Source organism: Arthrobacter sp. MOO21 (assembly GCF_057369995.2).
The window spans coordinates 3,678,475-3,697,801 of sequence record NZ_CM170671.2 but is presented as its reverse complement, the minus strand read 5'-3'; the positions used below and the strand labels follow the sequence as shown (position 1 = coordinate 3,697,801).

The 19,327-nt window shown below is 68.2% G+C and carries 21 protein-coding genes and 1 riboswitch; of the genes, 10 read left to right on the top strand and 11 right to left on the bottom strand.

Features of this window, described 5'->3' with window-relative positions:
* Positions 1 to 83: 83 nt before the first annotated feature.
* Together AC2JAJ_RS17240 and AC2JAJ_RS17235 are read right to left on the bottom strand one after the other, a co-directional pair.
* Complete coding sequence (locus AC2JAJ_RS17240; RefSeq protein ID WP_221385933.1) at positions 84 to 614, bottom strand: PadR family transcriptional regulator; 531 nt, start codon at positions 612 to 614, stop codon at positions 84 to 86.
* A 123-nt stretch (positions 615 to 737) separates the two neighbouring features.
* Positions 738 to 1,541 carry a thioesterase family protein gene (locus tag AC2JAJ_RS17235; protein ID WP_221385932.1) on the bottom strand — a complete coding sequence of 268 codons (804 nt, stop codon included), beginning with the start codon at positions 1,539 to 1,541 and terminating at the stop codon, positions 738 to 740.
* Between the two features lie 154 nt (positions 1,542 to 1,695).
* On the opposite strand from AC2JAJ_RS17235, the gene AC2JAJ_RS17230 reads away from it, so the two are divergent.
* Positions 1,696 to 2,373, top strand: coding sequence for an endonuclease/exonuclease/phosphatase family protein (locus tag AC2JAJ_RS17230; RefSeq protein WP_221385931.1), 678 nt, complete (start codon positions 1,696 to 1,698; stop codon positions 2,371 to 2,373).
* Here the strand turns inward: AC2JAJ_RS17230 and AC2JAJ_RS17225 are convergent.
* Positions 2,370 to 2,879: an NUDIX domain-containing protein gene (locus AC2JAJ_RS17225; RefSeq protein WP_221385930.1), complete on the bottom strand. Its 510-nt coding sequence runs from the start codon at positions 2,877 to 2,879 to the stop codon at positions 2,370 to 2,372. The genes AC2JAJ_RS17230 and AC2JAJ_RS17225 overlap by 4 nt on opposite strands.
* 87 nt (positions 2,880 to 2,966) lie before the next feature.
* Complete coding sequence (locus AC2JAJ_RS17220) at positions 2,967 to 3,158, bottom strand: DUF1918 domain-containing protein (RefSeq protein WP_221385929.1); 192 nt, start codon at positions 3,156 to 3,158, stop codon at positions 2,967 to 2,969.
* A 74-nt stretch (positions 3,159 to 3,232) separates the two neighbouring features.
* On the opposite strand from AC2JAJ_RS17220, the gene AC2JAJ_RS17215 reads away from it, so the two are divergent.
* From AC2JAJ_RS17215 to AC2JAJ_RS17205, 3 genes are all read left to right on the top strand, one after another.
* Positions 3,233 to 3,739 (top strand): metallophosphoesterase family protein, encoded by a 507-nt coding sequence (locus AC2JAJ_RS17215; protein WP_486415057.1) that lies wholly within the window; start codon positions 3,233 to 3,235, stop codon positions 3,737 to 3,739.
* Positions 3,740 to 3,879: 140 nt separating this feature from the next.
* Entirely contained in the window at positions 3,880 to 4,848 is a 969-nt protein-coding gene (locus tag AC2JAJ_RS17210) for an IS481 family transposase (protein WP_486415058.1), read from the top strand.
* Positions 4,849 to 4,898: 50 nt separating this feature from the next.
* Entirely contained in the window at positions 4,899 to 5,792 is an 894-nt protein-coding gene (locus AC2JAJ_RS17205) for a glucose 1-dehydrogenase (RefSeq protein WP_221385927.1), read from the top strand.
* Between the two features lie 9 nt (positions 5,793 to 5,801).
* Here AC2JAJ_RS17205 and AC2JAJ_RS17200 read toward each other — a convergent pair whose 3' ends face one another.
* Genes AC2JAJ_RS17200 through AC2JAJ_RS17190 form a run of 3 tightly spaced genes read right to left on the bottom strand, consistent with a single transcriptional unit; the run spans position 5,802 to position 7,154 of the window.
* On the bottom strand, positions 5,802 to 6,248 hold the full coding sequence (locus AC2JAJ_RS17200; protein ID WP_221385926.1) for a DUF1810 domain-containing protein: 447 nt from the start codon (positions 6,246 to 6,248) through the stop codon (positions 5,802 to 5,804).
* Positions 6,232 to 6,798, bottom strand: a complete 567-nt coding sequence (locus AC2JAJ_RS17195) for a DNA alkylation repair protein (RefSeq protein ID WP_486415059.1) — start codon at positions 6,796 to 6,798, stop codon at positions 6,232 to 6,234. The genes AC2JAJ_RS17200 and AC2JAJ_RS17195 overlap by 17 nt, the downstream gene beginning before the upstream one ends.
* On the bottom strand, positions 6,795 to 7,154 hold the full coding sequence (locus tag AC2JAJ_RS17190) for a TraR/DksA family transcriptional regulator (RefSeq protein WP_486415060.1): 360 nt from the start codon (positions 7,152 to 7,154) through the stop codon (positions 6,795 to 6,797). Before AC2JAJ_RS17190 ends, AC2JAJ_RS17195 begins: the two co-directional genes overlap by 4 nt.
* Before the next feature lie 392 nt (positions 7,155 to 7,546).
* A riboswitch (cyclic di-AMP (ydaO/yuaA leader) is annotated at positions 7,547 to 7,736 on the top strand.
* 3 nt (positions 7,737 to 7,739) lie between these two features.
* Here AC2JAJ_RS17190 and AC2JAJ_RS17185 point away from each other — a divergent pair.
* Complete coding sequence (locus AC2JAJ_RS17185; protein WP_486415061.1) at positions 7,740 to 8,594, top strand: LysM peptidoglycan-binding domain-containing protein; 855 nt, start codon at positions 7,740 to 7,742, stop codon at positions 8,592 to 8,594.
* Positions 8,595 to 8,653: 59 nt separating this feature from the next.
* Here the strand turns inward: AC2JAJ_RS17185 and AC2JAJ_RS17180 are convergent, their stop codons facing one another.
* Genes AC2JAJ_RS17180 through AC2JAJ_RS17165 form a run of 4 tightly spaced genes read right to left on the bottom strand, consistent with a single transcriptional unit; the run spans position 8,654 to position 12,072 of the window.
* The gene (locus AC2JAJ_RS17180) at positions 8,654 to 10,120 is read right to left on the bottom strand and encodes a protein adenylyltransferase SelO (RefSeq protein ID WP_486415062.1); all 1,467 of its coding nucleotides are present in this window, start codon (positions 10,118 to 10,120) and stop codon (positions 8,654 to 8,656) included.
* A 9-nt stretch (positions 10,121 to 10,129) separates the two neighbouring features.
* On the bottom strand, positions 10,130 to 11,080 hold the full coding sequence (locus AC2JAJ_RS17175) for a ribonuclease Z (protein WP_473697106.1): 951 nt from the start codon (positions 11,078 to 11,080) through the stop codon (positions 10,130 to 10,132).
* Positions 11,073 to 11,597: a mycothiol transferase gene (locus AC2JAJ_RS17170; RefSeq protein WP_501053220.1), complete on the bottom strand. Its 525-nt coding sequence runs from the start codon at positions 11,595 to 11,597 to the stop codon at positions 11,073 to 11,075. Before AC2JAJ_RS17170 ends, AC2JAJ_RS17175 begins: the two co-directional genes overlap by 8 nt.
* Before the next feature lie 43 nt (positions 11,598 to 11,640).
* Complete coding sequence (locus AC2JAJ_RS17165) at positions 11,641 to 12,072, bottom strand: hypothetical protein (protein WP_486415065.1); 432 nt, start codon at positions 12,070 to 12,072, stop codon at positions 11,641 to 11,643.
* Positions 12,073 to 12,347: 275 nt separating this feature from the next.
* Here AC2JAJ_RS17165 and AC2JAJ_RS17160 point away from each other — a divergent pair, with 275 nt between their 5' ends.
* The 5 genes from AC2JAJ_RS17160 to AC2JAJ_RS17140 all read left to right on the top strand — a co-directional run bounded on the left by AC2JAJ_RS17160 (position 12,348) and on the right by AC2JAJ_RS17140 (position 19,310).
* A complete protein-coding gene (locus AC2JAJ_RS17160; RefSeq protein ID WP_473697105.1) occupies positions 12,348 to 13,211 on the top strand; it encodes a universal stress protein in 864 nt (287 codons plus the stop codon).
* Positions 13,212 to 13,282: 71 nt separating this feature from the next.
* Positions 13,283 to 15,010 (top strand): DUF4389 domain-containing protein, encoded by a 1,728-nt coding sequence (locus tag AC2JAJ_RS17155; RefSeq protein WP_486415066.1) that lies wholly within the window; start codon positions 13,283 to 13,285, stop codon positions 15,008 to 15,010.
* A 36-nt stretch (positions 15,011 to 15,046) separates the two neighbouring features.
* On the top strand, positions 15,047 to 15,505 hold the full coding sequence (locus AC2JAJ_RS17150; protein WP_473697103.1) for a universal stress protein: 459 nt from the start codon (positions 15,047 to 15,049) through the stop codon (positions 15,503 to 15,505).
* A gap of 45 nt (positions 15,506 to 15,550) precedes the next feature.
* Positions 15,551 to 16,477 carry a polysaccharide deacetylase family protein gene (locus AC2JAJ_RS17145; protein WP_501053219.1) on the top strand — a complete coding sequence of 309 codons (927 nt, stop codon included), beginning with the start codon at positions 15,551 to 15,553 and terminating at the stop codon, positions 16,475 to 16,477.
* 10 nt (positions 16,478 to 16,487) lie between these two features.
* Complete coding sequence (locus tag AC2JAJ_RS17140) at positions 16,488 to 19,310, top strand: HAD-IC family P-type ATPase (RefSeq protein WP_486415069.1); 2,823 nt, start codon at positions 16,488 to 16,490, stop codon at positions 19,308 to 19,310.
* The last annotated feature ends 17 nt before the right edge of the window (positions 19,311 to 19,327 follow it).

Here is a 19,327-nt window from a genome sequence, read left to right as displayed (position 1 = left end):
CCCGGCGCTGCTGTTTACGGCACCGCCATCTCCAGCGCCGGGCAGGGGCCCGCCGCGGTCCTGGACGCTTGGCGCCACCCGCGTCAGTTCCGCGCGAGGATCGCGTACATCCGGCGGCGCGCCTCATCGAGCACTGCCACCGCCTCCTGCACCTGCTCCGGCGAGCCCGTGCGCCCCACCTGGGCTGTAGCCTGGGCGAGCTCGACGGCGGCCCTGGGCAGGGAGCCCGAGCCGGCGGCCGCGGCGTCCCAGGGCGCGGGACCGTGATGGGCAGCTGCCTCTTCGCGGCCCGATTCCGTCAGGGAGTAGATTTTGCGGCCATTGGATTCCTCGGCCTTGATGGAACCTTCGTCGGCCAGGAGCTGCAGCGTGGGGTACACGGAACCCGCGCTGGGTTTCCAGGCGCCGCCGCTGCGGTCTTCGATCTCGCGGATAATCTGGTAGCCGTGCATGGGACGCTCCGCCAGCAGTGCCAGCACCGCCGCACGCACTTCACCTTTGCCTGCACGGGTGCTCCCGTGTTTTTCAAAGCGTGAGCGGAGCTCCTCGACGGCCTGCCACATGGCGTCGATGTTGTTGCCGCCGAATCCGCCTGCCGGGAATGAACCACGCATGGTGATCTCCTCTGTGAAACGCCAACGATATACAACGATACATCCGGCACGTTGCCTACCGCCTGCCTCCACGGACCTGCCCCGGACGGCCGTCCCCTGCGCGTTCACGGGGGCGCGGGCTGGTCAGGTCCTGCGGAGCGTCAGGATCTGCTCGGCCCGGCCGAAGGGCCCCTGACGGTCGTGCAGCACCGTTGAGGTGAGTCCGATCCCGTCGCGGCCGAACGAGACGGCGTTGTCCAGCCCCAGCCACTCGCCCCCTGGCCTGCGGTACATGTGGATCTGGAGGTCCAGGTTGGGAAAGGCGTAGCTGTCCTTGCCGGGCGGGACGCGGGCGGCGATGCCGTTTGCGGTGTCCACCAGGCCCATGAGCCGGGCTGTGTCGCCGCTGTCGGCCTGGTCCGTCAAGGGGTGCTCCGTGCGCAGCCACACCTTGCCTGCTCCCGGCCGGTGGCCTTCAGCCACCCGCATCTCCAGCGAACGGATAAAGCCGCCGGGCCAGACGGCGGAGCCGTCATACGGCTTGCATTCGTCGGGGCCCGGAATCGTCTGATCCTCGACGGCGGCCACGCCACTGGTGTCGCTGGTGACCATCCGCCACGCGGTGCCACGGATCGCCGTGCGGCCGCCGGCCACGAGTTCGGCCTGGACCAGTTCTATGGTCTTCCCGGGCCGAAGCGTGGTGGTCTCAATCTGGAATTCGCCCCCTGGAATCAGCCCCAGGATCTCGTAGCTGAGCCGGGCCATCCGCAGGTCTGCGCGCGGCTCGTGCCGCTCCAGGGCCTCGGCCATCAGTCCGGAGGCGGGAGCCATGTGCTGTTCGTGGGCATTCCAGGCGCCCTGGGCGTGGATGGTCGACCGGAAACGGCCGCCACCGAGCGCCTGGTAGTAAAAGTTGCCTTCGGCGAGTTCGGGCAGATCTGCAGTCAACGCTGGCCCCTTCAGGGATTTCGGTGAATTGGCCCTAACTCTATCCCGTGCCGGGACGGCACGCCGGGCAGCGGGCGAAATGTTGGGGTGTCCGTGCAGGCATCGGACTAGACTCAGGAACTGGTCCTGTCAGCAACCTCAAAAGAGGTATTTCATGCGCGTCATCAGCTACAACCTCCGCAAGCACAAGGCGAGCGGCGAACTTCTCGCCCTGGCACGGAATCACGACATCGATGCGCTCTGCCTCCAGGAGGTGGATGCCAGCGACCTGCCCGAGACGCTGGGCCCGTTGCACCTGGCAGACGTCACCAAGGGCAACCGGCTGGGCCTGGCCATCTATTACCGCACCAGCCGGTTCACCGCCCTGGACACGCAGTCCTTTGCGTTGAAGAAATCCATGCACGACCGCGTGCTGGCCCCCGCGCACGAGCGCCTCATCGGGACGCGTGTCATGGACAACGAGACCCAGCACGAACTGGTCATAGGCTCGTTCCACGCGGCGCCGCTCACTGCCTCCAACTCCCTGCGGCGCAAGCAGATCCATGCAGCGCACGCCGAACTGCTGAGCATGGGCAGGGGCTTGATGACGCTGATGGTAGGGGATTTCAACTACCCGTTCTTCACCAAGAACCTGGACATGCACATGAAGAACTCCGGGTACGCGCTCTCCCTCAGCAACCGCCGCACCTACACCCGCTACAAGGTGTTCAAGGGCCACTTCGACTTCGCCACCTCGCTGGGCCTGGACATCGCAAGCGTGGAAACACTTCCGCGCGGCAACTCCGACCACCTGCCCATCCTGGTGACGGCCGAATACGGCGAGGGGTACTAGGCCCGTCCGCCAAGTCGGTCCAAGAGGCCGGGCCAGGATGCCGCGAACCCTGGGTGGAGGTCCAGGCCGTCCACCTCGGACAGCGGAATCCACAGCAATGCGATGCTTTCCGGGTCGCTGATTACGGGGTCGAAGGATTCCCGTACCCGCACCACCACGGTGGTATAGGACCAGTAGCCGTGGTCCAGCACCGAGGTGAAGAGCACCTCCACGCTCTCCGATGGGACCGCAGCCTCTTCGTAGGCCTCGCGGAGTGCGCCGTCGACGGCTTCCTCGCCCTCGTGCAGCGCCCCGCCGGGCAGCCCCCAGGTTCCGCCGTTGTGGCTCCACACGGCGCGGTGCTGGAGGAGGACGCCCTTGGCGGGGTCGTACGCCAGGACACCGGCCGCGCCGAACCTGCCCCAGTAGCGGCCGCGGTCACCCTCCACCCAGGCATCACCCGGGTCGCGCGGACCTGTGCGCTGCGGAGGCCGTGAGGACGAAGCGGAGGCCGGAAAATGTTCCATTGCTCCAGTCTGACAGGTGCTTCCGGCTTACAGCGGAACTGCGTTACAGGGGCAATGCGCCGGCGGGACGTCAGGTACCGGCGGGTGTCAGGTTGCGTGGCCGCGTTCGACGGCGAAATCGCCGCCGGGGTACATGACAGTCTCGTGCCCGTCGTCGAAGCGGACAACATAGGGCGGGGCCCCGCCCTGGCCACGGACTTCCAGGATCACCCCGTGCCGGTCTGCGGATCCGACGGTCCGTCCGCGCACCACGATGCGGTCGCCTTGGGCTGCCTCCATGGCAATCACCTCCCAGCCCCCAGATTACGACTCGGCGGCCTGCGGGAACAGGGCAGGCATGGCAGGATTCCGGTATGCCGCTGAAACTGGTTTTTCTCGCCGACACCCACGTGCCCAAGCGCGCCAGGAACCTGCCGGAACGGGTGTGGGCCGCCGTCGAAAGCGCCGACGTGGTGTTCCATGCCGGCGACTGGGTGGAGCCGGCATTGCTGGATGAGTTCGAGGAACGCAGCACGTTGCTGCTGGGTGTCCACGGCAACAATGACGGCCCGGAACTGCGCCGGCGGCTCCCGGAGACGGCACGCATCACCCTGGACGGCGTCCGGTTTGCGATGGTCCACGAGACGGGGCCGGCCAGGGGCCGCGACCTGCGCTGCGAGTCGTTGTACCCGGACGCGGACGTCCTGGTGTTCGGACACAGCCACATCCCGTGGGACACCACCTCGCCCGGGGGGCTCCGGCTGCTGAATCCCGGCTCCCCCACCGACCGGCGCCGGCAGCCGGCCTGCACCTACATGGAAGCGGCCGTTGACGGCGGGCGGCTGGCGGAGGTCAGGCTGGTGGAGGTTCCCCGCGCCTGAGCGGGTTGGCAGGGGCGGCATGATTGCCTAGGTGTATTGACCACGGAGGTTAGGAACATGCGGCGTGGTTAGGTGACAAAAAGAAGACCTCCAAGTGGAGTGGGGCTTGTCTAAGAGTCCGATCCACAAGGAGGTCTTCAATGTCCCATGCTAACGCGCTTCTGACGCCGAAGGGACGGCTCCGGCTGGCCCGGTGCATCGTCGATGACGGGTGGCCGCTGCGCCGTGCTGCTGAGCGATTCCAGGTGTCCGTGACGACCGCAGCGCGGTGGGCGGCCCGTTACCGGGAGCACGGGGAGCACGGGATGGGTGATCGCTCCAGCCGGCCCATCAACTCCCCGCGTCGGACCTCCACGCGGCGGGAGCGGCGGATCGTCGCGATCAGGGTCAACCGGCGCTGGGGCCCGGCACGGATCGGCTATCTGCTGGGCATTCACCCCTCCACGGTGCACCGGGTGCTGTCCCGGTTTGGGCTGGCGAGGCTGGCGTGGATGGACCGGGCCACGGGCCGGGTGGTTCGCCGGTACGAGCACCACAGCCCCGGGGACCTGGTCCACGTCGACATCAAGAAACTTGGACGGATCCCTGACGGCGGCGGACACCGCAGTGTCGGCAGGGCCGCCGGAAACCGGAACAAGACCGGTACCGCGGCGAACCGGAGACCGGGTCACGCCTTCTTGCACAACGCCGTCGATGATCACTCCAGGCTCGCCTACACGGAGATCCTGACCGATGAGAAAAAGGACACTGCGGCCGGATTCTGGGAACGCGCCAATGCCTACTTCGAGTCCCACGGGATCACTGTCAAACGGGTCCTGACCGATAACGGATCCTGCTACCGCTCCTACGCATTCAAAGACGCTCTGGGCCCGGACATCAAGCACAAACGCACCCGACCCTACAGGCCTCAGACAAACGGCAAAGTCGAGCGCTACAACCGCACCATGCTCGACGAATGGGCCTACGCCCGTCCCTACGCCTCAGAGGCCGAGCGTGTTGCCGCTTTCGCCGACTGGCTCCATCATTACAATCATCATCGAGGCCACACCTCACTCAACGGTCAGCCACCGGCCAGCCGCGTCACCAACCTCTCAGGTCAATACACCTAGGCTGGGAAACATAAGCATGCTTAGTTTTTGTGCGCGATGAGGAGGACCGCATGACCGACCAGTACACGTTCCGCAACCCCGTGACCGCCTACGGGAAGATCTCCCCGCCAGAGCAGCACCAGCCCGAACCGGGCCTGGACGCGGAACTGGAGCCCAAGGCCGACCTGGGCGAAGAGACCTACCGCGGCACAGGGCGGCTGGAAGGCCGGCGCGCCATCATTACCGGGGCGGACTCCGGCATCGGGGCGGCAACGGCGATTGCCTTCGCCCGTGAGGGGTCCGACGTCGTCCTGTCCTACCTTCCGCAGGAAGAAGAAGACGCATCGCGGATCGCTGGAATCATCGAGGCCGCGGGACGCAAGGCGGTGAAAGTCCCCGGCGACCTCAAGGACGCTGCGGCCTGCAGGGACCTGGTGGACACCGCCGTGGCCGTCCTGGGCGGCGTGGATATCCTGGTCAACAACGCCGGCAAGCAGGTGGCCCAGAAGGACCTGCAGGACATCACTGACGAGCAGTTCGACCACACGCTGAAGACCAACGTCTACGCCATGTTCTGGCTGACCAAGGCTGCGGTGCCGCACATGCCTCCGGGCTCCACCATCATCAACACCACCTCGATCCAGGCGTACAACCCGTCACCCACGCTGGTGGACTACGCCACCACCAAGGCCAGCATCAACAACTTCACGAAGGGCCTTGCGCAGCAGCTGGCACCGAAGGGGATCCGGGTGAACGCGGTGGCTCCGGGCCCCATCTGGACCCCGCTGCAGGTGAGCAGCGGCCAGCCGAAGGAGGAACTGCCGGAGTTCGGGCAGTCCACTCCCCTGGGCCGGGCCGGGCAGCCCGCCGAACTGGCGCCTGCGTATGTCTTCCTCGCCTCGCCGGAGTCCAGCTACGTGGTGGGCGAAACGCTCAACGTCAACGGCGGCAGCCCCACGCCGTAGCAGTTGCCGCTATCCGGCAGCTTCCTGTTCGGCAAGCAGCGCGTCGGTGGCCTCGTCCGGCTGGCCGTCGAAGAACTGGGCCAGGACGGTCTTGAACACTGTTTCTCCGGGCGCCGCCCGGAGGAACAGTGTCATGGAGGACCGCAGTTTCTGCGCGTCGATGCCGCCCAGGATATCCTCGGCGGACCGGTCGGGGTGGTTGGTCAGTGCCTGCGCGCATTCGAGCAGCCGGGGGCCGAGGACGTCGTGGTCCAGGTACGCCCGGGCTTCGGCCAGCGACGCGATGGCATAGGTGCGGGACGTGGCACTGCGCCCCAGTCCGGCGATCTGCGGAAAGATGAACCACATCCAGTGGCCGGTCTTGTTGCCGACCTGCAGCTCCCCCAGCGCCTGTTCATAGGTTCCACCGCGGTTTTGGGCGGTGACAAAACGGTCGAGGTCAAACGGTTCGTTCATTGGATCTCCCAGGTGCGTTTCTCAGGGTCAGGTCCTTTTCAAGGGCGTCCGCGGCCGTCTGCAACTGCGGGTCCGGGTCTTCCCGCCACCTTGCCAGGACAACGTCGGCGCGCTGCCGTTCGCGTTCCCCCAGTCCGGCCAGCAGCGGCACCAGGACATGGGCGAGCATCGGTTCCGCCAGTTCCTGCGCCAGCGCGGTACGGAGGAACCCCTCAAGGCGGGTCAGGTCCGAATGCCTGAGGATGCGGACCTTTGACTGCAGCAGCACGACGGCGGCCAGGCGCCGCTCAAAAACGGGCCGGGCACCGGGTCTGGGCTGGCCCCAGAGCGCGGAAGCGAGCATGACCGTGCCGTCGTGGTCAAGGGCCTTGAATTTGCGCAAGGCATCGCGCACGGTACCGCGGACCGCCCCCACGGACGAGCCGTAGGAGGCAAGGGCCCCGCCCAGCCTGCTGCCGACGTCGTCCGCCCGGTACCAGGCGCCCTCGTTCTGGAGGGTCCGGTCGATGAACTCCGCCGCAGCAGCCACCGTATCCGTGGCACCGGTCATTGTCCCCGCCCCGCCGCGGCATGCCGGATGCAATAAGGGGTCCACGGCCGGGCTTCCAGCCGGCCCTCGGCGATGGGCTCCCCGCACACGGCACAGATACCGTAGGTGCCGGCGGCGATCCGGTCCAGGGCCGCCACCACCTGGTCCAGGCCCGTGGAACTCTGCTTCAGGAGGGCCGACGCCTGGGAGAGCTCAAAGGCAATCGTGGCGCCCTCGGGGTCGTGCTCGTCGTCGACGTTCGAGTCCTGGCGCGCCGAATTCGCCGCCGCGATATCTGCCCGGAGCGCGGGCAGCAACGCCGACCTCCGTTCCCGCTCCTGCTCGAGCAGCACCCGGAACCGTTCAACGTCTGGCATAGGGAAAGCCTAGCGCCCCCTCAGTAACAGTTCCCGGATACGAGTGGTTCCAGACGCCGCACGGGGAGTCATCGTTGGCACCGCCGTTACCGGTGATGCGCCGGGCACCGACGGGGGCCGGGCTGGCGCGGCTTCCGGGAGCCTTGATCCTGGTCACGGTGAGGGGCATAGTGCCGAAACTCACGTGGGTGCTTACCCGGCCTTGGCGGAGGTTGCTGCTGAAGAGTTACCAAACTATCCCAGGCACGCAGCAGCAGCAGGCCAAAGTGGGGCATCAAGACGATTGCTGAATTCGAGAGGACAGCATCGCATGTTATCCAAATGTGACAATTGGCCCGAGCGCGGGTTATGGTCGGATGGTGTCCCTCCCAGACGGGACATTCCCATCAGCTTGCCGAGCCCTGCCGCTGACCCGGGATTCGATCGTTTCCAGCTGGCAGGGACGGGGGAACCACATTTCCATGGCCTCTTGAGGCCTTGGGGTTAAGTCGAATAGCGCCTCCGTCCGTCGCGGGTGCTTTCGGCCGGGCATCTCCAGCCCGAACCCGACAGCTCACCCCGCAGGCATGGGAGAGGCGATCAACCGTGTCAAAAATTTCCAATGCAGCCCGTCACCGCGCGACTCCGGCCCGCTCAATTGTGCTCGAGGGCCTCGCCGCGACAGCAAAGTCCCAGGCCCGCTCGCTGGGCCGCCCGGCGCTCGCAGTGGCAGCAGCATCCGGTATTGCCTTCGGGGTCGGTGCGCCGGCCCACGCAGGTGTAACCGCCCCGGACACCACAGGGCAGACTAACGTCGAAGCCGCCGCCGCGCCCGCCGCGCAGGTGGCAGCACCGGCCGCCGCTGCCGCCACCGTCCACACGGTGGTCTCCGGCGATACCCTGGGCGCCATCGCGGCAGCCTACGGTGTTGGCCTGAACGACGTCCTGTCCGCCAACGGGCTGGGACTGTCCTCGATCATCTACCCGGGTGACCAGATCCAGATTCCGGGTGCCGGCTACGTTGCGGCAGCCCCGGCACCTGCTCCGGCACCCGCTGCCGCCCCGGCCCCCGTGACGGCGGCTGCGGCGTCCACCCCGGTGAACACCGGGATGAACATGTCCTACGCGTCGGCCACCCCGGCCTCCACCGGTACCGGTACGGGAGCCGCGATCCTCGCTTCGGCCTACGGCCAGCTGGGTGTCCAGCAGGACTGCACCGCCATGGTGGAGAAGGCCCTGCGCTCCGTGGGCAAGTCTGTGGGCGATCTGGCCCCCACCCAGTTCTTCCAGTACGGCAGTGTGGTGGGCAGCCCGGCCCCCGGTGACCTCATCATCACCTCCGGCCACGTTGGCGTGTACGCCGGCAACGGCCAGGTGGTCAGTGGCGGCGTCAACGGCTACACCACCGAGGTACACTCCATCAGCTGGCTCGGCGGCTACTCCGCGGTCCGCGTAGCCTAACCACCGCGCGGTTTAAAGAAGGGCGGCGGCCGGGACTCCCGGCCGCCGCCCTTCTGTGTTCAGGTCCCGCAGAAGGTCATGTAACTCCCGAAGTCTTCGGGCGCTCCCTCGGCGTAGCGTTCCAGCCCGGGCCGCTCGGTGAAGGGTTCAGTGACCGCTTCCAGCAGCCGGCGCAGGGGACCCAGGTCTCCCCCGGTGGCGGCCGCAAGGGCCTCTTCCACCAGGTGGTTGCGCGGAATGTACGCCGGGTTCACGCTGTCCATCAGCTCCTGGTCGGGACCCAGGGCCTGCCACCGCCCAACCCAGGCATCAAAGGCCGCCAGGTCAAGGACCATGCCGCGGGCGGGCCGGAGGTCGCCGCCGGCAGCCTTCCCGAGGTTCCGGAAGAACAGGGTGTAGTCGACGGGGCCATCCTTGAGGATGGCGATAGCCCCGTCCACCACGAATGAGGCTTCCTCATCGCCGGCCGCGGCCTCGGGAATGCCCAGCTTGGCCCTCATGCCGCTGGACCACGCGGCGCTGTATTGCCCGCGGAATGCTCCAAGCGCCTCCACCGCCGGCGTTACCGCCTTCTCCTGGTCCTCGTCGATCAGCGGCAGCATCGCCTCGGCCAGCCTGGCGAGATTCCATTCGGCAAGAACGGGCTGGTTGGCGTAGGCATAGCGTCCGCTGACGTCGATGGAACTGTAGACCGCACCAGGGTTGAACGCGTCCATGAAAGCGCACGGGCCGTAGTCGATCGTCTCCCCGGAGATGGTCATGTTGTCCGTGTTCATCACCCCGTGCACGAACCCGACCAGCATCCACCGGGCCACCAGGGAAGCCTGGGCCGAGACCACGGACCGGAACAGTTCCAGGTAGGGGTTTTCCGCCTCCGCAGCGCCCGGGTAATGGCGGGCAATGGCGTGGTCCGCCAACCTCCGCAGCAGGCCGGTATTCTCCGTTGCCCGCGCGTACTGGAAGCTGCCGACACGCAGGTGGCTTCCTGCCACCCTGGCCAGGACGGCCCCGGGCAGCATCCCGTCGCGCCGCACCTGCCGCCCGGTGGCCACGACGGCAAGGGAGCGGGTGGTGGGGATCCCGAGGGCATGCATGGCCTCGCTGACCAGGTACTCCCGCAGCATGGGCCCGACGACGGCACGGCCGTCCCCGGCGCGCGCGAACGGAGTGCGGCCGGAGCCTTTGAGGTGGATATCGCGAATGCGTCCGCTGCGGTCGGCCACCTCACCCAGCAACAGGGCGCGGCCGTCACCGAGCAGGGGCGAGTACCCGCCGAACTGGTGCCCGGCATACGCCTGTGCCACCGGTGTGGCACCCTCCGGGACATGGTTGCCCACCAGGAGCCGGACGCCTTCGCGGCTGCGGAGGTAGCCCGGGTCCAGGCCCAGATCATTGGCCAGCGCCTCGTTCAGCACCAGCAGTTCCGGAGCCGGGGCTTCCTCGGCCTGCCAGGGAACGGCGAGTTCGGCCAGTTCGCGGGCGAACTTGCCGTCGAGCGTGACCATCGATTCAGCTGCTGCCGTCATGTTACAACCCTATCTCCGTGGTTCGTCCTGGGGGGTGCGGGGCGTGAATCCGGACCGGACCGTAAATCCCGGCGCAGTGCGCCTCGGGGGAACGGCGATGCGCTGCAGGTCGTCCGCCGCCACCACCGCCACAGCGGGGGCGCGCGCCTTCGCCTGGGCCGCCAGCAGTGAGACGTCGTCGCCGTACCGCGCCGAGAAGTGCGTCAGCACCAGGATGCGCGCGTCCGCGGCCGCCGCCAACTGCCCCGCCTGCCCGGCGGTGAGGTGGCGGTATTGCTCAGCCAGCCCGCCGTCGTCGTCGCTGAACGTTGATTCCGTGACCAGCAGGTCCGCCCCGGAGGCGAGTTCGTCGGCGCCGGCGCAAGGCGCCGTGTCCATGATGAAGGCGAAGCGCTGGCCCGGCCGCGGAATGCTCACTTCCTCGAGCGGCACCCCCTCAAGGCTGCCCCCGCGCTGCAGCCGCCCGATGTCCGGGCCGGCGACGCCGGCGGCGCGAAGCCGCTCCGGCAGGAAAGTGCGGCCGTCCGGTTCGGTGAGCCGGTAACCGAACGTCTCGATCCGGTGCTTGAGTGGCCGGACCTCCAGGCCCTCGGCCACGGTTCCGGCTGAACCATGGGGGTGCAGCCGCAGGTCTACGCCTGGCGAACTGACGGAAAGAAGGGCCCGAACGATCTCCTCGCCGGCCGCCGGATAATGCAGGTGCACCGGGTGGGACACGCCGTCCAGGGCCATCCGCGACAGCACTCCCGGCAGGCCGAAACAGTGGTCGCCGTGCACGTGGGTCAGGCAGATCCTGGTGATCCGGGTGGCAGAGACGCCGGCGTGGATCATCTGTCGCTGGGTGCCTTCACCGGGGTCGAAGAGCAGTCCTTCTCCGTCCCAGCCCAGGAAGTAGCCGTTGTGGTTCCTGGCCCGCGTGGGCACCTGCGAGGCGGTGCCCAGGACCACCAGCTCACGCACCGGCCCGGTCCGCCTCCCCTCCGTGCAGCCCCTTGGCGTAGGCGGCCTGGCCGGCATGCTGGAGGCAGTCGGCAAGGATGCTCACCAGCCGCACCCCGTAGGTGACCGGTGGGTCCCAGTTCCTGTCGACAACGCGGTCAAGGTCGGCGTCCCGGAGCCCTGACAGGACGGTGGCTGTTTGCCGGTGCACGGCGTCGTAGTATTCCTGCAGGAGTTCCCGGGGCGCATGCACCGCGTCCACCTGGCCGCTGGTATGGCCATAGCCGGTGTCCTGCCGGGTGAGCGGCAGCCCGAAGCGGGACACGAAATCCTGCGCCGTCCAGACCTGTTCCAGCCCGGCAGCCGGAGCCACCTGCGCATCCTCCCCCCGGGCAAGGTGCCAGATTAGCCACGCGATGGAATTGCCGGTGCCCGCCGGCCGCCGCCGCAGGGCGGCCTCATCGAGGCCGTCGAGGGTTTGCGTTACCACTGCCTGGATCCGCCCGAAGGCGTCAGCCAGCAGTTCGTTGGTCTTCATGGCGTCTCCTCCCCTGCCTGCCGCGGCCGCGCCGGCTGGGCTGTCAGTGCTCCAGGTCCTCGGGTTCGAACTCGCTGAGCGGGGAGCCGCCGAAGTTCTCCTCGTCGTCGCTGCCGTCCGCTTCCAGGCCGGTGGGCACTTCGCCGAAGTCGACGTCTGCCGCTGCCTCTCCGAGCGCGGGCGCATCCGGCGGCACCTGCTCGTCGCCGGCTTCATACCGCGCCCGGGCGGTCTCATCACGGAGGGTTTGCTCACTAAGGAAGTCTTCCTCTTCGCCGGATACCGCTTCGTCCTGCAGCAGCGGGTCCTCCTGCCAGCGGTCCGGGTTGTTCTCCGCGGCCCCCGGGTAGCTGTCGGGCTCCCCCGATACCGGATCAAGTTCAAGGGAAGAGGCGGCACCGGGCGCCTGGTCGAGCAGCACGTCGTCTTCCTGGACTACTTCCAGTTGGTCGTCGGGGAGGTTCTGTTCAGTCATGATGGTGCCTTTCTCTTCGGAGGACATTAGTAAGCATACTGACGAATCGTGCCCCGTGGGAACCGCCCGGCGGCAAATTTGACCACACGGGGGCACCGGGCGGGCCGGACGCCCCTTGCCGGATTATCCAGTCCCGTGACTTTTGGCCCTACAGCGCCGCCGCGCCCGGAGCCAGTCTTGAAGGGCAGGACCACGGCATGGCTGGGCTGCGGTCCGGGCGCCTGGCGGCGCCCTGCTCATTACTGGAACTTTCGAAAAGATCAGGAAGTGCGGCCATGACAACCCGTAAACCAATCGCTGTGGCCACTAATGATTCGGCCCAGAGCCAGGCCGCGGTCCTCTGGGCGGCCGCCCGGGCCAAACGCGCCGGCCTGCCGCTGGTCCTCCTCCATGTCGTGGACGACCGCTGGGTAGCGGAGCCGTACCCCTGGTTCGGCACCCTCCAGGAAGTTGGCCAGGAACTCCTGCAGAAAGCTGCCGCCCGCCTGGACGGAGTTGAGCCGGCGGTCAGCACCGAACTCCTCACGGGCAGCGTGGGCGGATCATTGGCCAAGTACTCCAAAAGGACGTCGATGATGGTGGTCGGCTCCGGCAGCGGCCACCTCGGCGGCACGCTGGCCGACCGGGCGCTGCAGGTCGCCACGGGCGCGAAGGTCCCGGTCGCCGTCGTCGGAACCCAGGACCTTGAGGGCAGGACGGGCGTCGTGGTCGGCGTGGACGGGTCCCCCGAAGCAACCCAGGCCGTTGCGTTCGCCGCAGCGGAAGCGGACCGGGACGGCGACGAACTGACGGTTGTCTACGCCATCAGCGTCCCCAACCCCGTTATCGATGCCGGCCTGTCGACAGCCACCCTGGCAAGCCTGGCCGTCGATGAAGAACGGATTGTGCTCTCCGAAACCGTCGCCGGGCTCAAGGAGGACTACCCGGACCTCACGGTTCACCAGCGGCTCGAGACCGAGCGCGGACCGGTGGATGCGCTGGTGGATGCCGCCTCCGGTGCGCGGCTGCTGGTGGTGGGCAGCCGCGGCCGGGGCGCCTTCAAGCGCCTTCTCCTCGGTTCGACCGCCCACGGTGTCCTGAGGCACCTCCCCTGCCCCACCATCATCACCAGGACCGAGGCCGGCGTGAGCCAGATCTAGTACGCAGCGCTGCGCCCTGTCCCACCAGCTCCTCTTCCACGCCGAGTTTCCCAGGTGCAAGGAACCACACCATGAAAAAGCCCGCCGCCATCATCATGCTCATTCTCGGGATCCTGCTGGCTGTGCCGGGCCTGGCCGCCCTGGCGGGCGGTGCCGTGGCGTCAGCCGTGGGAGCCGCCCAGGGCGACGGGTACCTGACGTCCAGTACCAACCGCTTTTCCGTCAGCTCCTATGCAATCACGTCACCACGGATGGAGACTTTCCGCGAAGACGTGCCGGGCAGGGTTCCCTTCGACATCGGGACGCTGCGGTTGCGGGCGGAATCCGCATCACCGGGCAAGGAGGTGTTCATCGGCATCGGCCCGCAGGCGGACGTCGAGCGTTACCTCTCAGGCGTCCATCGTTCGGAGCTGCTCAATGCCTTCCGGCGAGGCGACCGTGCGGAGTACCGGGACATCCCCGGGGACACGCCCGCCACGCCGCCTGCCGGGCAGGGTTTCTGGACCACCTCGGTGTCAGGTCCGGGGCAGCAGGAGCTGACCTGGGACCTCGCGGCCGGCACCTGGGAAATCGTGGTGATGAACGCTGACGCCTCCTCCGGGGTGGACGTCCGGATGCAGGCCGGTTTCCGGTCCGAGCTGATCGGGCCGGCAGCCACCGGCCTGCTGGTGGGCGGAACCATCGCCCTCCTGATCGGGATCCCCCTGATTGTGTTCGGGGCCATGGGGCTCGGGCGGCACGCGGGTCCGCCGGCCAGGCCGCCAGCAGGCGGTCCCTACACCGGCAGCACCTACCCCGGAGGGCCCTACCAGGGCGGTCCGTATGCCAGCGGCGGCCCCTATCCCGGCAGTGCGTATCCCGGCAGTGCGTATCCAGGCAGCGCCCCTCCCGGCAGCCCCTACCCCGCCGGTCCGGCGGGGCCAGGGGCAACGCCGGCGGGAGCGGCCCCACCCGGTTCGCCCGGCGCTGCAGTGCCGCCCGGACCAATTCCACCCGGAGCAGTCCCGCCCGGAGCAATTCCACCCGGAGTTGTCCCGCCAGAATCCGTCCAGCCAGGAGCCGTCCCGCCCCCGCCCGGCAGCTTATCGGCTGACTACGCGCCCTACCCGGCACGGCTCCACGGGGAACTCGATCCCCGCCTCTCCCGCTGGATGTGGCTCGTGAAGTGGTTCCTGGCCATCCCGCATTTCATCATTCTGTTCTTCCTGTGGTTTGCATTCATCGTCACCACCATCGTGGCTGGCTTCGCCATCCTGTTCACCGGCCGGTATCCGCGGGCGCTGTTCGACTTCAACGTCGGCGTGCTCCGCTGGAACTGGCGGGTGGCCTTCTACGCCTATGCCGCCGTCGGTACTGACGTCTACCCGCCCTTCACCCTGGCCCGCACCAACTATCCGGCCGACTTCGAGGTGGACTACCCACAGCGTCTCTCCCGGGGCCTGGTCCTCATCAAGTGGTGGCTGCTCGCCATTCCGCACCTGCTCCTGGTGGCCGCTTGCGCAGGCACCACCTGGCGATGGGAAGCCGAACAGAACTTTTTTGGGACTACGTACGAGCGGGGCTCAGGCCTGTCGCTGCTGGGACTGCTGGTCCTGGTCGCGGCCGTTGCCCTGCTGTTTACGGGCCGGTACCTGCGCCCCCTGTTCGACCTGATCCTTGGGATCAACCGCTGGATCTACCGGGTCATCGTCTACACCGCGCTGATGCGCGACGAATACCCGCCGTTCCGGCTGGACCTGGGCGCCGCGGAGCCTCCCATGACCTTCGGCCCTAGCCCCGGCGGCCCTGGCCCGGCATGATTGCGGTGACCGGACCGGACAAACGAGGGAGCTGACATGAGTGTTGCCGGAGCACCAATTGCCCGGATCCTGGTGGGCGTGGATGGATCGGAGCCGTCAGTTGAGGCGCTTCGGCAGGCCCAGCGCTTTGCCACCTCCCTGGGTGCCAAGGTGGAAGCCATGGGCTGCTGGGAGTACCCGCAGATGTACGCCGGCTACGTCATGATGGGCATCGAGCACTTCGAAGAGGGGGCCAAGGCAATCCTCGATGAGGCGGTGAAGACGGCCTTCGGCGACGAAACGCCGGCGAACGTCACGGTCAGGCTGGTGCGCGGGCATCCCCGCGAGACACTCATCGAGGCCAGCCGCGACGCCGACATGATGGTGGTGGGACGCCGCGGGCACGGCGGATTCGGCGGCCTGCTGCTCGGCTCGGTCAGCTCGGCCCTCGTGGCCCACGCCCATTGCCCGGTGCTGGTGGTCCATACTCCCGAGAAAGCGCACAGGGCTTCCTGAGGAAGCCGTGGGCACCACCACCGGGACAGCGCGCCGGGGTCCGTAATGGCAGCGTCGGGCAAGGAAGTACGACGTCGGGCCGTCGCCGTCGTGGTGGTGCTCGCGTTGGCGCTCCTGGCCGCAGTCCTTGCCGTCCTGCTGCGGCCGGGCGGCGGCAGCCCGCCGCCGGCTTCGCCCACCGAACCGTCCTCACCGGGCCCCAGCGGCTCCGCCACGGTCACTGCGCCCCAGGAAACCGGGACGCCGGAGGCCGGCCAGACTCCGGTTGAGCCGCCCGTCACGGTACCTCCGGAGCCTCCGGCCACCGCAGAGCCGGCACCCGCCGCGCCCTTCCCCGGATCGCTGCTAGGCCAGGACCTCACCGTGATCCCCGGGGCGGGGCGTGTTGTTGCGCTGACGTTCGACGCGGGAGCGAACGCAGCGGGGCTGCCCAAAATCCTTTCCGCCCTGTCCACCAAAGGCGCCACGGGCACGTTCTTCCTGACCGGCAACTGGGCCGCCAACAATCCACAGGGCGTGGCGCAGATCGCGGCGGCCGGGCACCGGGTGGGAAACCACTCCATGACCCACCCCGGCTTCACCGGCCTCACCGACGGCGCCATTGCCGAACAGGTGCGCGGGGCGGAGCAGGCCATCCTTGCGGCGGGCGCGGATCCACGGCCGTTCCTCCGGTTCCCCTACGGCGAGCGTGACAGCCGGACCATCACGACAGTCAACGGCCTGGGCTACGTGGCGGTCCGGTGGACGGTGGACACGCTGGGCTGGAAGGGCACCAGCGGTGGCGCCAGCGTCCAGTCCGTGGTGGACAGGACCGTGGCGGGGCTGCAGCCAGGCGAAATCGTCCTGATGCACATCGGCTCCAATCCTGACGACGCCACGACGCTGGACGCCGACGCGCTGCCGCAGGCCATCGACCGGATCAGGGCCGCAGGTTACGGCTTCACCACCCTCGATGCCCTGCTGGGAAGCTGATCCCGGCACCATGGCGAAGATCAGGCAAACCAAGGCCGGCCAGGCAACCGCCGGCAGGCACCAGGGCCACAAGGGGCCGCGCCCTGGCGGTGCCGTGGCCGGCGATGCAGCACAAACCAACGCTCCGGAGCCCGCCCACCACGGGTTGCCTTTCCATGAAGTCGTCCTGCTGCTCGGAAGTGATGCCGTCCGCGGCCTGGACCAGGAACAGGTCAGCCAGCGACGGGCCCAGTTCGGCGAAAACGTGCTGCCGAGGTCCCGCAGCGGCAGCGTCCTGCGGAAGCTGGCGCGGCAGTTCAATAACCCGCTGGTCTATGTACTGCTGGCCGCCGCCACCGTCACCGCAATCCTGGGCGAGTTCCTGGACACCAGCGTCATCCTTGCGGTGGTCCTGGTCAACACACTGGTGGGGTTCATCCAGGAGGTGCGGGCGGAAGCGGCCCTGGATGCCCTTCATTCGCTGGTCCGCACCAAAGCCGTGGTGATGCGAAGCGGCAGCAGGCACCAGATCCCCTCGGAGGACCTGGTTCCCGGGGACCTCGTGCTGCTGGAAGCAGGCGACAAAGTACCGGCTGACCTGCGCCTGGTCCGGCTGTCCGCGTTGCGCGTGGACGAGTCCGCCCTGACCGGCGAATCGGAACCGGTGTCCAAGGACGAAGTGGTGCTTCCCCGGGCCACGCCGGTGGCTGACCGGAGGAACATGCTCTACAGCGGCACACTGGTGACCGCAGGCACCGGGGCGGGGATCGTCGTCGCCATCGGCGGCGAAACGGAGCTCGGCGAGATCCACCGGCTCATGGGGGCCGTCCAGCCTGTGGCCACGCCGCTGACGCAGAAGCTGGCACGGTTCAGCGGGACCCTGACGATTGCCATCCTGGCCTTGGCTGCCGTGGCCTTCCTCGCCGGGGTGGCACGCGGCGAGCAGCCTGCGCAGATGTTTACTGCCGCCGTCGCCCTCGCTGTGGGGGCGATCCCCGAAGGCCTTCCCGCCGCCGTCACGGTGACGCTGGCCATCGGCGTCCGCCGGATGGCCCGACGCCGGGCCGTGGTCCGCCGCCTGCCGGTGGTGGAGACCCTGGGGAGCACCACAGTGATCTGCTCGGACAAGACCGGCACCTTCACTGAAAACCAGATGACGGTCCGGGCAATCTGGACCCCGGAGCGCAGCTACCGGGTCACCGGTTCCGGATACGGCCCCGAGGGGCACATCCACCCCGCGGGCCAGCCGGAGAAGGGTGCCCAACCGGTGGCAACGGCCGACAACATGGCACTCTACTGGTCCCTCCTCGCCGGAGGCGCCTGCAACGACGCCAGCGTCTTCCCGGAGGGAACCACCTGGGGAGCCCGCGGCGACCCCACCGAGGCGGCAATGCTTGTGGCAGCGGGGAAAGGCGGTGTGGACGTTGCAGGGTTCCTGGCGGCGCGCCCCCGCCAGGCCGCCATGCCCTTCGCCTCCGAGCACCAGTTCATGGCCACGCTGCATCCGCCAGGTCCCCCGGACGGCCGCAGCATCGTCCTGGTCAAAGGCTCCGCGGAACGCGTCCTGGACCTCTGCGCGTTCCAGATGGACGCAACAGGCGGCACGGCACCGGTGCACCGCCACGCTGCACTCACTGCGGCACACGCGCTCGCGGACACCGGGCTGCGGGTGCTCGCCACAGCCATCCTGTACCTGCCCGTGCCAGGCAGCCCCCTGACCGCGACGGCTCTGCGCGGCAGGATGACCCTCACCGGACTCCAAGCGATGCTCGATCCCCCGCGTGAAGCGGCCGCCTCAGCTGTCCACGCCTGCCAGCGCGCCGGCGTCGCGGTGAAGATGATTACGGGTGACCATGTCCGGACTGCCATGACCATCGCCGCGGCCGTCGGCCTGGCTTCCGATCACGGCAACGGGACCGCCTTGACCGGCGCGGAGCTGGACGCCATCCCGGCTGACCGCTTGCCGGACGCCGTCGAACGTGCCACGGTGTTCGCCCGCGTTTCGCCGGAGCAGAAGCTCCGCCTCATCGGGGCGCTGCAGTCGCGCGGACACGTTGCTGCAATGACGGGCGACGGCGTGAACGACGCCCCGGCACTGCGGCAGGCGGACGTGGGAATCTCCATGGGACGTTCGGGAACGGACGTGGCCAAGGAGGCGGCGGACATCGTCCTGACCGATGACGACTTCGCCACGATCGAAGCAGCCGTCGAGGAAGGACGGAACGTCTTCGACAACCTGACCAAGTTCATCGTCTGGACCCTTCCCACCAACATGGCAGAAGGGCTGGTGATCCTGGTGGCCATCCTGGTGGGCGGGGCGCTGCCCATCCTGCCCACCCAGATCCTGTGGATCAACATGACCACTGCGGTGGCTCTCGGGTTGATGCTCGCTTTCGAGCCCAAGGAGCCGGGACTGATGTCCCGTCCGCCCAGGGCACCGGACCGTCCCCTCCTGACCTGGACCCTCACGCTCCGGATCCTGCTGGTTTCCGCCCTCATGGTTGCCGGAGCCTGGTGGCTCTTTGAACATGAACTCAGCGTTGGCGCGTCCGTTGCCGAAGCCCGGAGCGCCGCCTTGAACCTCTTCGTGGCCGTTGAAGTGTTCTACCTCTTCAGCTGCCGCTCCCTGTCCCGGCCGGCGTGGCGGATCGGGCCCTTCAGCAACCGGTGGGTGATCCTCGGCGTCCTGGTCCAGGCGGCCGCGCAGCTGGTCCTCACCTACACACCAGTAATGAACGACCTCTTCCACACTGCCCCGATCGACGGCGGAGCCTGGCTGCGCATCCTGGGCCTCGCAGTGCTCGCGTCCCTGGTCGTCGCGGTGGAGAAGCGCTTCCGGCGCCGCGGCTTCTAGCACCGCAGCCCCTGGCG

Coding starts and splice junctions, on each gene's coding strand:
- AC2JAJ_RS17165 (WP_486415065.1), bottom strand. CDS start 12,072: ATGACTGAACAGAACCTCCCCGACGACCAACTGGAAGTAGTCCAGGAA.
- AC2JAJ_RS17230 (WP_221385931.1), top strand. CDS start 1,696: ATGCGCGTCATCAGCTACAACCTCCGCAAGCACAAGGCGAGCGGCGAA.
- AC2JAJ_RS17160 (WP_473697105.1), top strand. CDS start 12,348: ATGACAACCCGTAAACCAATCGCTGTGGCCACTAATGATTCGGCCCAG.
- AC2JAJ_RS17215 (WP_486415057.1), top strand. CDS start 3,233: ATGCCGCTGAAACTGGTTTTTCTCGCCGACACCCACGTGCCCAAGCGC.
- AC2JAJ_RS17205 (WP_221385927.1), top strand. CDS start 4,899: ATGACCGACCAGTACACGTTCCGCAACCCCGTGACCGCCTACGGGAAG.
- AC2JAJ_RS17240 (WP_221385933.1), bottom strand. CDS start 614: ATGCGTGGTTCATTCCCGGCAGGCGGATTCGGCGGCAACAACATCGAC.
- AC2JAJ_RS17220 (WP_221385929.1), bottom strand. CDS start 3,158: ATGGAGGCAGCCCAAGGCGACCGCATCGTGGTGCGCGGACGGACCGTC.
- AC2JAJ_RS17225 (WP_221385930.1), bottom strand. CDS start 2,879: ATGGAACATTTTCCGGCCTCCGCTTCGTCCTCACGGCCTCCGCAGCGC.
- AC2JAJ_RS17140 (WP_486415069.1), top strand. CDS start 16,488: ATGGCGAAGATCAGGCAAACCAAGGCCGGCCAGGCAACCGCCGGCAGG.
- AC2JAJ_RS17145 (WP_501053219.1), top strand. CDS start 15,551: ATGGCAGCGTCGGGCAAGGAAGTACGACGTCGGGCCGTCGCCGTCGTG.
- AC2JAJ_RS17190 (WP_486415060.1), bottom strand. CDS start 7,154: ATGCCAGACGTTGAACGGTTCCGGGTGCTGCTCGAGCAGGAGCGGGAA.
- AC2JAJ_RS17155 (WP_486415066.1), top strand. CDS start 13,283: ATGAAAAAGCCCGCCGCCATCATCATGCTCATTCTCGGGATCCTGCTG.
- AC2JAJ_RS17195 (WP_486415059.1), bottom strand. CDS start 6,798: ATGACCGGTGCCACGGATACGGTGGCTGCTGCGGCGGAGTTCATCGAC.
- AC2JAJ_RS17170 (WP_501053220.1), bottom strand. CDS start 11,597: ATGAAGACCAACGAACTGCTGGCTGACGCCTTCGGGCGGATCCAGGCA.
- AC2JAJ_RS17200 (WP_221385926.1), bottom strand. CDS start 6,248: ATGAACGAACCGTTTGACCTCGACCGTTTTGTCACCGCCCAAAACCGC.
- AC2JAJ_RS17210 (WP_486415058.1), top strand. CDS start 3,880: ATGTCCCATGCTAACGCGCTTCTGACGCCGAAGGGACGGCTCCGGCTG.
- AC2JAJ_RS17150 (WP_473697103.1), top strand. CDS start 15,047: ATGAGTGTTGCCGGAGCACCAATTGCCCGGATCCTGGTGGGCGTGGAT.
- AC2JAJ_RS17180 (WP_486415062.1), bottom strand. CDS start 10,120: ATGACGGCAGCAGCTGAATCGATGGTCACGCTCGACGGCAAGTTCGCC.